Annotated in this window: 7 protein-coding genes; 6 read left to right on the top strand and 1 reads right to left on the bottom strand. The window is 40.8% G+C overall.

What is annotated here, in order from left to right; translation table 11 throughout:
• Positions 1 to 171: 171 nt before the first annotated feature.
• The 6 genes from alaS (at position 172) to QVC79_RS06335 (ending at position 9,356) form a co-directional block, all read left to right on the top strand.
• Entirely contained in the window at positions 172 to 2,799 is a 2,628-nt protein-coding gene (alaS, locus tag QVC79_RS06310) for an alanine--tRNA ligase (protein ID WP_270594212.1), read from the top strand.
• A 190-nt stretch (positions 2,800 to 2,989) separates the two neighbouring features.
• On the top strand, positions 2,990 to 4,633 hold the full coding sequence (locus QVC79_RS06315; RefSeq protein ID WP_287642453.1) for a tetratricopeptide repeat protein: 1,644 nt from the start codon (positions 2,990 to 2,992) through the stop codon (positions 4,631 to 4,633).
• A 121-nt stretch (positions 4,634 to 4,754) separates the two neighbouring features.
• Positions 4,755 to 6,050 carry a TlpA family protein disulfide reductase gene (locus QVC79_RS06320; protein ID WP_124317862.1) on the top strand — a complete coding sequence of 432 codons (1,296 nt, stop codon included), beginning with the start codon at positions 4,755 to 4,757 and terminating at the stop codon, positions 6,048 to 6,050.
• Positions 6,051 to 6,190: 140 nt separating this feature from the next.
• Positions 6,191 to 6,874: a hypothetical protein gene (locus tag QVC79_RS06325; RefSeq protein WP_124317861.1), complete on the top strand. Its 684-nt coding sequence runs from the start codon at positions 6,191 to 6,193 to the stop codon at positions 6,872 to 6,874.
• Positions 6,875 to 7,035: 161 nt separating this feature from the next.
• Positions 7,036 to 8,637 (top strand): sensor histidine kinase, encoded by a 1,602-nt coding sequence (locus QVC79_RS06330; protein WP_229783008.1) that lies wholly within the window; start codon positions 7,036 to 7,038, stop codon positions 8,635 to 8,637.
• A 26-nt stretch (positions 8,638 to 8,663) separates the two neighbouring features.
• Complete coding sequence (locus tag QVC79_RS06335) at positions 8,664 to 9,356, top strand: response regulator transcription factor (protein ID WP_087419711.1); 693 nt, start codon at positions 8,664 to 8,666, stop codon at positions 9,354 to 9,356.
• A gap of 52 nt (positions 9,357 to 9,408) precedes the next feature.
• Here QVC79_RS06335 and QVC79_RS06340 read toward each other — a convergent pair whose 3' ends face one another.
• Positions 9,409 to 15,132 (bottom strand): alpha-2-macroglobulin family protein, encoded by a 5,724-nt coding sequence (locus tag QVC79_RS06340; RefSeq protein ID WP_270594207.1) that lies wholly within the window; start codon positions 15,130 to 15,132, stop codon positions 9,409 to 9,411.
• Between the last annotated feature and the right edge of the window lie 53 nt (positions 15,133 to 15,185).

Raw genomic sequence — 15,185 nt, forward strand, 5'->3', positions numbered from 1 at the left:
ACAAGGCAGATCAAAGTGATAGCATGATCATCCCGGTTGAAATGCGCTTGGTAGGAAAGATGTCAGAAAGGGATCTGAATTTCTTTTCGAGCGAGGATTTGGGCAATAAGCATGGAGTTGATAGAGAGTGAAAGACAGAATCTGCGTATGTCATTTTTAAATTTAGAAGGTATGAAATCAGCAGAAATCAGACAGAGATTTTTAGATTTTTTTGAGAAGAAATCACATACAATAGTACCATCGGCACCGATGGTGATCAAGGGGGACCCTACTTTGATGTTCACGAATGCTGGAATGAATCAATTTAAAGATATAATTTTGGGAAATGTGCGTCCGAAGGCAACCCGGGTGGCAGATTCTCAGAAATGTTTACGTGTTTCCGGAAAGCACAATGATTTGGAGGAGGTGGGACATGATACCTATCATCACACGATGTTTGAGATGTTGGGCAACTGGTCGTTCGGTGATTATTTCAAGAAGGAGGCGATTGCTTACGCTTGGGAGTTCCTTACGGGAGAGATGGGGTTGGATAAAAATCGATTGTATGCAACCGTTTTTGAGGGAAGTAAGGATGATCGTTTAGAAGAAGATAAAGAGGCGTTGGAGTATTGGAAATTGTACTTGCCTGAAGATCGGATTCTGTACGGGAATAAAAAAGATAATTTCTGGGAAATGGGAGATATGGGACCTTGTGGACCTTGTTCGGAGATTCACATAGACTTGCGCTCGGAGGCAGAACGGGCATTGAAACCGGGACGTGAACTAGTGAATAAGGATAACCCGTTAGTGATCGAGATCTGGAATCTGGTGTTTATGCAGTATAACCGTAAGGCGGATGGTAGTTTGGAGAATTTGCCCAGCCATCACGTGGACACGGGGATGGGATTCGAGCGTTTGTGTATGGCCGTACAGGGAAAGACGTCCAATTATGACACGGATGTATTTACTCCGATCATCGGGGAGATTGCTCGATTGAGTGGAAAAGAATACGGGAAGGATGCGGCTGCGGATGTCGCAATGCGGGTGATTGCAGATCACTTGCGTACGATCGCATTTTCAATTACAGACGGGCAGTTGCCTTCGAACGTGAAAGCCGGTTACGTGATCCGGAGAATCTTACGTCGGGCTGTTCGTTATGCTTATACATTCTTGGATCAGAAGGATGCATTCATGTATAAGTTGGTGCCGGTGTTGATTGAGGTTATGGGGCAACATTATCCGGAACTCTCTTCCCAGCGGGTATTGATTGAGCGGGTAATACAAGAAGAGGAAAATGCCTTCTTGCGTACATTAGATAAAGGTATTAAGTTGTTGGATAAGATTATTGAGAAGACCAAGGCGGAAGATTTTTTGACTGTACCGGGGAATGTGGCCTTCGAGTTGTATGATACTTATGGGTTCCCGTTGGATTTAACCGAGTTGATTTTGAAGGAAAACGGATTGGTGGTAAATCGTCGAGAGTTCAAGGCCGAGATGGAAGCTCAGAAAGAACGTTCTCGTTCGGCTGCAGCTGTAAGCACAGATGATTGGGTGGAATTGATTGCTGATGATACTCAGGAGTTCGTGGGATATGACTACACGGAGACGGAAGTGCAGATTACCCGTTATCGTCGGGTGAATACGAAGGGGAAAACGCTTTATCAACTGGTGTTTAATATAACCCCATTCTACGGAGAGAGTGGAGGACAGGTCGGTGATCGTGGCTGGTTGATTTCAGAAACAGAAAAGATTAATGTTTTAGATACCCATAAAGAAAACGGGTTGACTGTTCATATAACAGATCGTTTGCCGGAGGATTTGACGCAAGTGTTTACGGCCAAGGTGGATTTGGACAAGCGGATTGCCACGGAAAACAATCATACGTCAACCCACTTGTTGCATTACGCTTTGCGGAAAGTGCTGGGAACACACGTGGAACAAAAAGGATCATACGTGAGTGATGAGTATTTGCGTTTCGACTTTTCACATTTCCAAAAGGTGACCGACGAGGAGTTGGAGCAAGTGGCTGCCATCGTGAACCAGGAAGTTCGTAAAAACTACCCATTAGAAGAAAGTCGAGCTATACCTATCGGGCAAGCCAAGAAAATGGGCGCAATGGCCATCTTTGGAGAGAAGTATGGAGATTTGGTGCGTGTGGTGAAATTTGGGGAATCTGTGGAATTGTGTGGAGGTACACATGCCCATGCCACGGGGCAAATCGGGTTTTTCAAGATTATTTCAGAGAGTTCCGTTTCAGCCGGGGTCCGTCGTATAGAAGCCATTACGGCAGCGAAGGCGGAAGAATATATCTTGAATTATTTCAAGATGATGAAGGAAATCGACAGTATGTTTAAATCTAATCGTGGTGTATTAGAGAATGTTAGAGAATTGTTGAACGAAAACGAGGGGTTGAAGAAAGATGTGGAAAAATTCACGCAAGAGAGTTTACGAATCATGAAAGAAGGGTGGAAGAACGAAAAGTGTGTTATCCGTGATATTAACATGATTGTGAAGACGGTTATGATGCCTCCGGCCAACGTGAAAGATATTGCATTCCAGTTAAAAGGAGAGTTGAATAACCTTATCTTGGTGATCGGTGGCGTATTTAACAACAAACCTCATTTGACCGTGATGTTCAGCGATTCTCTGGTGAAAGATTTCGGATTACACGCCGGACAAATCGTTAAAGATGCGGCAGTGGAAATTAAAGGTGGTGGTGGTGGACAACCATTTTTCGCAACTGCCGGAGGATCAAATCCCGATGGGGTTAGTAAAGCTTTGGAAAGAGCCGAGAAATTGATTTTGGATAAAATTCATTAGTTTTTGGTACAAAATTTGTGTAGCCTTTTATATATTAATAAAAAATTATACATTTGTTTTGTGAAAAAGGAAGTGAACTAATTTGAGTATTACAATAAAAATTAAGACGAGTATGAAAAAAACATTAGGTTTTGTTGCCGTTGTTGCCTTATCTGGGTTAATAACTGTGTCCTGTTCTTCATTGAATAAAATGAAGAAACGTGCAGGAGAAATCACGTATTCTGTTACTCCGGAGACATTAGTGGCTAAAGGAGGAATGGTTGATTTGAAGATAGACGTAACTTTCCCGGCTAAATATTTTAACAAAAAAGTGGCTATTGAGGCTACCCCTGTATTGCGTTTCAAAGGAGGAGAGAAAGCTTATGAAATGAAAGCTATCCAAGGTGAGAAAGTTCAGGGTAATGCAGAAGTGATTCCTTACGAAACTGGTAAGACCGTTTCTTACATGAGCCGTATTCCTTACGAGGATGCAATGAGACTTTCTGATTTGGAAATCGATATTACCGGGGCAAAAGGCGCTAAAACCGTGAAATTCGATCCGAGAAAAATTGGTGATGGTGTGATTGCTACTGAAACTTTAGTAGTAAATGCTCCTGCAACTTCAGTCGGAGAGGATAAATTCCAACGGATTATCAAACAACAAGAAGAGGCTGCTATCTATTATTTGATTAACTCTGCAAACATTCGTTCTAAAGAAATGACTTCTGAGGAAATGAAAAAGTTAGAGGCTTACATCAAAGAAGCTGCAGCTAAAGAAAATATGAACTTGAACGGAATTGATGTTAGATCATACGCTTCTCCTGATGGTGCTTATGACTTCAACGAGAAATTAGCTAACCAACGTGAAAAGAGTTCTTCTACTTTCTTGAAAAAACAAATGAAGAAAGGTAAAGTTGATCAGTATAAAGACGAGAACTTCTTCAAGAATTTCGTTGTAGCTGAAGACTGGGACGGATTCAAAAAAGCTATGGAGGAATCAAATATCCAAGATAAAGAATTGATTCTTCGCGTTTTGTCTATGCACTCTGATCCGGAAGTAAGAGAAAGAGAAATCAAGAATATCGCCTCTGCTTTCGCAGTTGTTGCTGATCAGATCCTTCCGAAATTAAGAAGATCTTTGTTTGTTGTAAATACTGAATTGATTGGTAAGTCAGATGATGAATTGAAAGCTTTAGCTAAATCAAGTCCTGCAGAATTGAATGTTGAGGAATTGCTTTATTCTGCAACTTTATTCGATAACAACAATGACAAATTGGCTATCTATGAAACTTGCATGAGACAATTCCCGAATGACTGGAGAGGTTTCAATGATGCTGGTATGATTCAATTTGAAATGGGTAATATCGCTGCTGCTCAATCTAATTTCAATAAAGCTAACTCTATGTCAGCTAACAATCCGGTTGTTCAAAACAACTTGGGTGCAGTAGCTTTGAAGAATGGTGATTTGAAACAAGCTGAAATTTATTTCGGTGCTGCTACCGGTGCTGGTGACGAAGTTAACTATAACAAAGGTATCGTGGCTATTAAGAGTGGTGACTATGCTGCTGCTGTAAATTATTTCGGTCAATGCAATTGCGTGAATGCTGCTTTAGCTAACGTGCTTGCTGGAAATAATAACGAGGCATTGAAGAAATTGAATGCTGAAAACAAAGAATGTCCGATGTCTTATTACTTGAAAGCTGTTATTGGTGCTAGAACCAATGATGCTACTGCAGTAATCGAGAACTTGAGAAAAGCATGTTCTTTGGATGGTTCATTCAAACAATTGGCTGCAACCGATATGGAATTTGCAAAATTCTTTGAAAACAACGACTTCATTGCAATAACAAAATAATTATCTGTTAAGATATGCAAAAAGGCAACCATGCGGTTGCCTTTTTTATTTACCTTTTTTTTAACACATAGTTTTTTGCTGAATATATATCTTTGTATTCTAAAAATTAATGTGTTGACGCATGAGGAGTTTTGTAGGTATAATAATTATTATTCTTTTCGTTGCTTGTACCCGTAATAAAAGCGTACAAGTGTCGGGCCGGGTAGAGACGGGTGATACTGTTGTTTATTTTCAAGTAAATGATAGCCTTCATAAGTTTCGCTTGGATGAGAAACATTATTTTTCCGGTAAGATAGAACTGGAAAAGGGTACCTATGCTCGTTTCATTCCTTATTCAATTCAAGTTTTTTTAACACCCGGAGAAGATTTAGAAATCAGTATGAATAACGTGAGGAATGTGTCCAATTCCTTGCAGTTTAAAGGTACGTTGAGTGCGATCAATACTTATTTGAAGGAACAACAAAATCGATATCATATTTATGATCCTAATTTATATAAACTGAACGAAAAGGATTTTGTGAATAGGATGCGGGAAAATATTAATACTAGTATCGTTTTGTTAGAGGCAAAGAACTTGGGAGAAGAATTCACAAAGCAGGAACGGGAACGGATTAGGTATCGTGTTGCAGAACAGGCAATACATTATCCCCGTAGTCATGTGGCTTTTGATACATTGTATAAACCGGGAGCATTGTATGATAATTTCGTGTCCGAGTTTGACATTAATAACGAAGATATGTTAGCTTTTGATAGCTATCAACGTTTTGTTTTGACTTATATTTATTACAAGGGACAAAACTTCAGTATGCGTCGCTTGGTTAATTATATCCGCTCAAATGTCAATAGTGTAAAGGTTCGGGATTATTTATTATCCGAGGTTGTTTATAATTATTTTCAGGAAAACGGGTTAAAAGATGCCGATTATTTATTGGCAGTATGTTGGAATGAAGTGTCTGACACCAGTAAAATGGTGAAGATAAAACAACTGGTAGATCGCTGGCGTAAGCTGTCTCCGGGGGCTACCGCTCCGAATATTTCTTTACAGGATAGTGACGGGAAAGCATTGTATTTAAAAGATTTGAGGGGTAAATTCCTATATATATATGTTTGGGCTTCTAGCTATGGAGAGATGGATAAGGAGGTTCAGGCTGAGTGGACAAAGCTTGTTGAAGAGTATAAGGATAAGAATATTCTTTTCGCTACTTTTTGCATGGGGCCTTCCCAATGGCTGGGACAAGTAAAAAGTCTCCCCGGAGAACATTATGTCGTAAACAACACGTATGCTTTCTATTCTCGCTATATGGTTACTGTAATGCCCCGCTATATGCTGATTGATCCGGAGGGGCGAATTGTCGATGTTGATGCACCGAAACCATCAAGCTCTGCTAAATTACTTTTAAGAAGTGTGGGGTTATAAATTTTTTTGTATATTTGTCCATGTTTACAGGGGGTAATATTGCTCGCTGTGATGTATGGTTTATTATAAGAGCTTGATAAAATAACAGATGAAATTTACATTCATGGTAAAACATGGATGGGAGATAAAACTTATTTATTATGAAAAGATTTAGTTTATTTTTAGTACTTGCCACACTTTTGTTCTGTGCATGCGATAGTGATACGGTAAAAGTACGGGGAGAAGTAGAAGGACTGAACGGAACTGTAAAATTACTGGCAGAGATGCCGGGCGAACCGGGTTTGACGATTTTGGCTCAACAAGAGGTGAAAGATGGTAAAATAGATTTAAGAACAGATCAGTTTAAAATCCCGGGAAGAGTATGGGTTGATATTGATGGAAAGGCTACGGTTGAGGCTATTCTGGATACAAAAGATATGATCTGGATCAAAGGTAAAATCAAATTCCCGGATCAAATCGAAGCTGATGGTTCTGGTTTGATGGATGAGTACAAGGAAATCAAGAAAATGTACAAGGAAAGATTTGGTGAAGATATTGCCAAGATCGACAAGCGTATCGAGAAGATCAGCAAGAAAGAGAAACTTTCCAAGGATGACGAGGTTATGTTGGGTATTCACCAGTTGCAAAAACAACGTTTCCTGAAAAAACAAGCCAATTGGACAAGAGATTTGATTGTTGCTAACCCGCGTAAAGAAATTTCTTTATTTTTGATTAAAGACCAGTTAGTGGATAGTTTGGATTTGCAAAAGAAACTGTTCAACAAAATGACTGTTGAAAATAAAGAAAGTAACATTTATAAAGTGTTAGAGAGCAAACTGAAATAAAGCATAAAACCATTATGGTGGTTTTAATTTTCCCGTTTTTATTACTTAGTTGTTTTTTAGAGGTACCTTACCCGGGTACCTCTTTTTCATGATATTTTCTTTTCAAGTCATTGCATGATGAAATAAAAAATGCTATTTTCGCTGATTGTATATGGCAGCTTATGATTAAAAAAATAATAATCAGAATATTATCTATCATTATGCTTATCGCTTTTATTGCGGTGGTGAGCGTGCAATGGATTTGGATGAAATACAGTATGCGGGAAGGTGAGGCTCGTTTCACCTCAAAGGTGTACGATGTTTTAGGGAAAGCTGTCAATCTGGTCGAGCAAACCAATAATATCCGTCTTTTTAATGATTTGAAAGAACGCTACACGCAGGTGGAGGAAGTTATTTCTACAATGAATCATGCTCAGGATTCTGTATTGGCGGATGAAGACCCGGGCAATAATGGAATCTCTCTTTTTTCGCTTGCCTTCTCTAAAGGTAAAGTTGGAGAAGGGCAGGGAGGGAATATCTCTAGTATGTTGAGGATTTTTATGAATCCGGGAGGACGGATGGGTCCCGGTTATATCTTGGAAACTGACCGGGATAATAATATCCTTTATCAAGTGATGCGTTCTGCGACATCGGAGGCCGAAAGATTAGCCGATTCATTAGAGCGCCAGCGAATGATGGATCTGGTACGGGAGTTTGTAATTCGTTATTTGAGGGAGAAAGATCCGCAGATGGCGCAGGTGGAGAAACGCTTGGAGAATGTTGATTTGAATCCTTACTTGAAAGAGGAAATGATCAACACGGGAATTGATAACCCGTTCACGTGGAAGATTATGACCCGGGAGCAGATCGTACAATATATCAAGGAAAAGGGAACAAAAGGATTCTATTACGTGGAGTTGTTCCCCAATGACCAGACCACGAAAGATGCTAACCTGTGTGTGATGTTTGATACGAGAGATTCTCTTTTCTATAATAATATGGGATGGATGTTTATCGCTTCGGGTTTTTGTATTATCGGTTTGATGAGTGTGTTTATTATCACTATCGTGATTATCATGCGGCAACAGAAATTGTCCGTGATCAAGAATGATTTTATCAATAACATGACACACGAGTTTAAGACCCCTTTGGCAACGATTTCACTGGCCACGTCAGCCATTGAAAAAGAGAAGGTGTTGAACGATCGAACCCAGATATTGAAGTTTAATTCGATGATCCGTAACGAGAATGAACGGATGAATAAATACGTGGAAAGAATCTTGTTGCAGGCTAAGTTGGACAGGAGAGAAGTACATTTGAAAAAAGTTCCTGTAAACTTGAACGTGCTGGTAGATGAGGCCGTAGAACATTTCAGACTACAAGTCGAAGAGAAGGGAGGAGTAATTCGAGCTGAGCTAGACCCGGAAGGTTATGTAATATCTGCGGACGAGGTACATATGTTGAATGTTGTCTGTAATTTGATTGATAATGCCATCAAATATTCCCATGATTCGTTGAATATATACATATACACGAAACAGGAGGGTAACCGTTTTATTATTGGAGTTCGGGACACAGGAATCGGAATTCCGAAAGAGGCGCAGGACAAGGTGTTCAAACGTTTCTATCGGGTGCCTAGCGGGAACGTGCATAACGTGAAAGGGTTCGGATTGGGGTTGAGCTATGCGAAATCGATCGTGGAATTGCATGGTGGAGAGATCCAGTTAACCTCAAAGAAGAATAAGGGGACTCAAGTAGAGATTATTTTTAAAATGGAGAGTTGAAATAGTAAATATATAAATAAATAGATATGGGACATAAAATACTCTTGGTAGAAGACGATCCTTGCTTCGGGTCGGTTCTGAAATCTTATTTGGAGTTATCCGATTACGATGTGATACACTGCACGAACGGAGTCGATGGCTTTGAAGCATTTCGTAAGGAAAAGTTCGATTTGTGTCTATTGGATGTGATGATGCCCGAGATGGATGGTTTTACTTTAGGAAAGAAAATCCGGGAATTGGATGTTACAGTACCTTTCGTGTACATCACCGCTAAAAGTATGAAGGATGACATGAAATTGGGGTATGAGATTGGGGCAGATGATTATATTGTTAAGCCATTTGATTCTGAGTTGCTGATCTTTAAAATTAAAGCTATTCTCAGCCGTTGCGAGCACGAGGAAACGGAAGTGAAACCTAAATTGATAGAATTGGGAGCTTACCTGTTTAACACGGAGTTGCGTACGATTACAAAAGGTGATGAAGTTATCAAGTTGACCCCGAAAGAGTCTCGTTTGCTGGAATTATTATACTATCATCGGGATGGCCTGTTACAACGGGATAAGGCGTTGAACGAGATCTGGGGAGCCAGCGATTATTTTACGGCCCGTAGTATGGATGTTTACGTGACCAAATTGAGAAAATATTTTAAGGATGATCCAGCAATCAAAATTGAGAATGTACACGGATCAGGTTTCCGTTTAATTCTGGAAGAAAAGTAAGATGATTATAAAAAGAAAAGTTGAGGATCAAATCCTCAACTTTTCTTTTTATCTATTGAATGGTGACACTTCCCGCGTCGCTGTTCGCTGAATATTGTGGAGCATAGACACATTGTAATGTGGCAATACCATCTTGATAAGTTCCTCTTTGGGCGATCCACACCGTGTACTCGAACACGTGCGTGCCTTTAGGAAGAAAATCAAAGAAGAAATTTGTTGCAACATCCGTGGTTTCTTGGTAGTAACCAAGATTATCTTGCCAGCGGTTACCCGAGAGTTGTTCCGTGGGTTCGAAGCATCCGGCTCTCAGATCTTTCAGATGTACGAATTGCATATCTTGATCATTGGTTACTGTGATACGGATGCAAATTCGGTCTCCGACCTGTAAATTCTGTCCTGTCAGTGGTGTCAATGTATTTCCATTATCACCTTCTTTCTGGATGAAGAGATCTTTCTTCACGGAGATTCCACCTGAATGACTGGTAATCTTGTCTAATTTCTCAAAGTATTGTAAATATAAACCTCCCCAACTTGCTTGTTGCCGTTTCTTTGAAAGGGTTACGTTCATCATCTTCGGGGTAATTTTTTTACCCGTGAAAGTCTGCTTGATGTAACCGAGCGTTGTTTCTTCCGGGGAGATGTTCAAGTTCTTGTTTCCGAGTTTGACGCTTAGATCTTCCGGAGAAGCTAATTGATTATTGCCAGTGAGTAACAAGGCATAAACGGCATCTACTGTGGTTGGGGTTGATCCCCAGCTTTGAGTTTGTTTCTGGCGCAGTAACCATTGTTTCATTAATTCCGTGTCCGTGGAATTACCTTCAATTTCCCGGAAGGCGCTCATGACAGCCACGTGGGTTTGAATGGCGGAATTCGTGAACAGGCTAGAACGGTTGTTTGCCCAGTACATTCCCATTTCGGGAGTTATCGTGGAATATTCTTTCAGAGAACGAATGATTTGTTTTGCAATATCCGTTTTCCCGTAACGTTCCATGGCAATGGCGGTCAAGGCCTTTTCGTAAAGGGAAAGTTGTGTCCATGACGTCTCCAGTTGATTGAGATAATACTTGTGAGCTTCCAATGCATTTGTTAATGGAATATCCCGGTATGCGCTACGTGTGTACAGGTACAATATCTGAGAATATCCGGCTGTCTTCACGTGTTTGTATGATTCCTGTATTTGTTTATCCAGAAATTGTAGTGCTTTGATCTGCATCTTTTTCACCTGCTCCGGGTGACTTGTGATATTTAGTGTTACAAGTCTTGCCATGGCTTCAAGCACGTTTTCTGTCATGAATGTGCTGGAAGTAAATCCTTTAAACCAAGACCACCCGCCATCTTCATTTTGTAGTTCGGCAAGTTTGTTGATAGCCTGTTGCGAAATGTAGTTTTGACGGTTGACATCCAAAAGTTCTCCAAGGGAACGCATCTGTTGGGTTTCATTCTGGGCTTCGGTTACCCAAGGTGAAAGTTGCAACAGGATAGATTTCAATTCCTGGTTCTTTTCTAGCGGAGAGGTCAGTGCTGCGTCTGGTTTCTGCATCCATTGCTGGATGGTATTTGTGATTTGCGGGTTTGCGTTAGCAATAGCCGTGGCAAGTGTACTGACATAATAGGATGCCGTGATCTCCGTTACGTTGTCTGTCTGGGGCGTGTTTATTGTCGGTAATGCCAATACCGCGTACCATATCGGATTGGCCGTGAGTTCCAGTGTCAGACGGTACGGGGTAAAACCTTTCGGGGCATTCAGCTTGAATGTTTGTTGCCCCTGTTGGTGCGTGAATATAGGTAAAGTCTGGGTAACTAGGGTTGCATCGGGAACCACGGGTAGTACATGCTGTTCTCCATCACTGAATTCCGAAGAAGAAGCAACAATACGGCACCCGAGTAAATCCATGTTTTTCGGGGCGGTGAATTCAAAACTGATGGTTTGATTTTCCTCAGCCTTCACGTTAAATGCAACCTGTTGTTTGCTGACTACGGCGTTCGTAGAGGGAACAAATAACTCAAGGTAAGCTTCTCCTTGTTGCTCTTCCGGTGTGAGATTGTTGATCGTGGTTTGTAACACGACTTTATCACCTGTACGTACAAAGCGTGGTAAGTTCGTGTTGACCATAAATTTCTTGCTTGTAACGACGAATTTTTCAATTTGTCCGAATTGCATGGTCGGTGTGTGTGCCAAGGCCATAAATTTCCATGTAGTGTTTGATTCCGGTACTGTAAATTTGATTACCACGTTACCGGTCGAATCTGTCAGGAGCTGAGGGAAGAAAAAGGCTGTTTCTTGGAAATTTTGTCTGATTTCCGGGGAAGCAAGTTCGCCGGCTACAAAGGCCTCGTCTCCGGATTCTTTAAAAGAAGATAAGCCTCTGAGGTAGAATCTCGTGTCGGAATTACTTAAGTTGGAAACTCCTGCTACTTTTCCGAAAGCAACAACCGCTACGTCTTCTGTCGTAGATTCTTCCGCTAAGGCTCCCGGTACTCCATCGTATCCTCTTACCATGATCTGTGCCTCGTTAGAGAATCCAAACTGATTTAGGCCATATAGATTTAATACATCATATTCAAATCTGGGGACATTTGCCCATTTGATGCGTTCGCTTAAATAACCGTTTAGCGGATAGGTAGTATATCTCCATCTGGGGGGCATGCTATAGGTGGAATAGACGGGATTGAAGTTCCAGCGATGTGAATGGATTTTATCCAGCGAGGCATCGTACATACTTGCCATCATTTCAGCTATGGCAGCTTTTCCTTGTTCTGTTTTGACCACAAATGACCATTCTTCTTGTTGTCCGGGGGTAAGGTGATCCCGGAATGTTTTCGTGGTAATATCCAGTTGTTTGCTTGTTTCTTTACGAGTTAAAGTAATGTTTTCTAGGAAGAATTTGTTATCCTTTATGTAACTGATAAAGACATCTGCTGTTGGACCGTAAGTTTCCTTGTAAGGAATAGACAGGGTTGTATTGGAATTATTCAGCATGAAGCGTTTGCGTTCCATGAATTTTTGATTGGAATATACTTCATATAATACATATACCTCTTTAGCGGACGAACCTATCAGAATTTTGGCATCTTCGCCGGGGGCACATACCGTTTTCTCTTGCACGCACCAATAGTAAGTCGGATAGGGAGGGCGTTCGTCTTGAGTGGAATACAGATAGACGATTCTTTGGTAAGTAATATCTTTATCGTTTCCTGTTCCCGCAAATTTCAACAAGTATGCACCGGAAGGCAAGGACGACAAGTTCATTTCCAGTTTTTTGTCTTCTCCAGTCGTGAACGTTCCTTCTCGAACTTTTTTGTCAATGGGTGGATTCCCTTCGTCGTATTGCTCTCCTAACTTTTGTAACGGTTTAAGAAAGAATAGTTCGTATGTGATATTTTCTGTCAAAGGATAACCGAGTTGATTTTGGGTTGTAACCAGAATCTTACTTGGAAGATCTTTATTGATTTCAGGGGTTATGAGGGAGTTTAACTGATAACGTTGATTTGTGATGATAATCGGGTATTGTGCTTCCTGAGTTTCCCCGTTGGACGTTGTAATCGTGACGGAAACTGTGTAAGTTTCGAATCCTCTGTATATTGTAGGTGTATTGGGTGATTCTTTCGTTTGGAAAGAAATTTCAAATTCTCCTTTTGCATTCGTTTGTGTTTTTCCTGTTGCAATCGTATTTTCCTGAAGGCTCCAATCAAAAGTACGGGTTTGTACGGTATAGGTAACCTTGCTATTTTCGATGTTGACACCGGAATAAGTTTTGGCAATACCGGAAACGGTAAGCCGGTCCCCTAATTTATAGGCATCCTTTAGCGGGGTAAACGTGATCTCGAATTTCGGACGTTTGTACTCTGCCACGGTGATCATTTGGCTACCTCCATCGGTAGAGATGATAAACATACCATTCAATACTTCTTTGGGCAAGGTGAACTTTCCAGCGAAGGAACCGAACTTGTTTGTCCGGACTTCTTGTTCCGCGATAACCTGTTGATTCACGTCTTGTAAAGTTACCGTGTAGTTTTTCCCGACAATCGCTTTGGATGCGTTTTGGGTGGCTTCCCAACTGATGCCGCTGAAATATACTATTTGTCCGGGGCGGTATATTGCCCTGTCCGTGAAAAGGTTTACCGATGATGATCGCTCATCCGTACGGCCAAAGTATTGGTAGGGAAGGCGATTTATCGTGCCGTGATTATCTTCTCCCAAGGTTACTTGGTAATAATTGTCAGGATTGGATTCATTCAACGTGGCAATCCCGTTTCTGTCGGAAGAAAATTCTCTCGCGAGACTGTACTTTTGTCCGTTTCTCTTGTAGATTTTTACTTTTGCGCCTTCGATGGGTTTCCCGCTGATGAGATCACAAACGAGGACATTATAAGTTGTTTCTCCCGTTTTACGGGCAATGGTAGATAGATGGCTGGAACTGAAATAGGATGAGTCCGCTTTGGAATTATTTGCGTAAGACACGGTTAACTGGTAGCGTCCCGTGTTAGGTACGGGAAGTCGTAGAATCGTGTCCTGAGAATCCAGTCGCTTGGGAAGACGATACGTGTGAGTCGATATTTTTTCCAGTTTCGGAACTCTTTTGTTCAAATTCAAGTATTCCAGAGTGGGTTCCGTGATTTTGTACAGTGAGATTGAAATCTCTGATAAGTTTTTGAAGGATAGGTTCACCTCTTGTTTGTGTCCCGGGTACACGTTGGGATTTATAGAATAAGATAGGGTAGTTTGGGTGATTTCCTTGGCTAATTGTTTTAAAATGTCTATCCGGAAATACTTGGGAAACTGACGAATACCGCTATTACATATATCTAAGGCTTTTTGAGTATCTCTATTACTTGAAATATAATTTCCTTGGTAATAATATTGGGCAAGTTTGTAAAGAATTTCAACTTTGTAAGGGTTCTTGCTATATTGTTGTGATAATTGTTCTAAAGCCTGAATGTATAAGGAATCGTTCAGACTTAAACCGATGATATTGTTTGCGTACTCCAAACGGTCCAGATCGGAAATAAGAATGGCATCCGTGCGTTGAGCCGCAATTTCAGATTGTAATAACGATTGATAAAGTTTGAGCGTGTTTGAATAAGCATCCATCTTTTTTACCTCGATGGGCATTTGGACAAATTCCTTTACCGGGGCGAACAGTAGTTGCTTGTTCGTGAGCAGTTCCTGTCTATCGTAACGAGAAATAGTGTTTAGAATGTCAATACTGCGATACACGAGAAAATCGTACATCGTTGGGCGAAGTGCCGGAGAGTTTTTCCCGAGTATAAGAATTTCTTTATAGGTAAGACAATTTACCTCGGAGAGTTGGGCTTGGGCTTTTACCGCGTCCAGTGCATGTTGGAATATTTTTTCTCTATATATGTTACCTGTCCATTCTGCCATATTGCGAGGTATGTAACCCGTGATTGGTGTCCTGCGATTGATCTTGCCTCGCTGGGTATCGAAGTACATTTGATAAAGTTCTGCCAATAACGAGTGGAGAATGCTTTTTTCAACAATATTTTGGTCTGTTTCAATGTATTCTTCCAAGTTTTGCAACATGGGAGGAATACTGTCCATGTCAATCAAAGATTGGTATTTGATCTGGCGGATTAATGATTGAATCAGTAGCAGAGAGTTTTTTTCTTTTATTGCTTTCTGATAATCCTTTTGTGCCTCGATTAAGGCTGTTTTCGGTGCTGCCTCGTTCTCTTTGTCGGAAACATCTCGTTGTCCGAAAGCGACGAGTGCGCCGAATAATAATACCGTGATAATAAGTAATCTTTTCATCATATCGTGATCTGTTTAATTATACTTTTCCTTTCTATGTTTATTCGCAATTCCCG

It is taken from the genome of Butyricimonas sp., from assembly GCF_019423355.1.
Classification (GTDB): Bacteria; Bacteroidota; Bacteroidia; order Bacteroidales; family Marinifilaceae; genus Butyricimonas; species Butyricimonas faecihominis.

Excerpts from the sequence above, each read along its gene's own strand:
- QVC79_RS06330 (WP_229783008.1), top strand. The coding sequence starts at position 7,036 with ATGATTAAAAAAATAATAATCAGAATATTATCTATCATTATGCTTATC.
- QVC79_RS06325 (WP_124317861.1), top strand. The coding sequence starts at position 6,191 with ATGAAAAGATTTAGTTTATTTTTAGTACTTGCCACACTTTTGTTCTGT.
- alaS (WP_270594212.1), top strand. The coding sequence starts at position 172 with ATGAAATCAGCAGAAATCAGACAGAGATTTTTAGATTTTTTTGAGAAG.
- QVC79_RS06315 (WP_287642453.1), top strand. The coding sequence starts at position 2,990 with ATGAAGAAACGTGCAGGAGAAATCACGTATTCTGTTACTCCGGAGACA.
- QVC79_RS06320 (WP_124317862.1), top strand. The coding sequence starts at position 4,755 with ATGAGGAGTTTTGTAGGTATAATAATTATTATTCTTTTCGTTGCTTGT.
- QVC79_RS06335 (WP_087419711.1), top strand. The coding sequence starts at position 8,664 with ATGGGACATAAAATACTCTTGGTAGAAGACGATCCTTGCTTCGGGTCG.
- QVC79_RS06340 (WP_270594207.1), bottom strand. The coding sequence starts at position 15,132 with ATGATGAAAAGATTACTTATTATCACGGTATTATTATTCGGCGCACTC.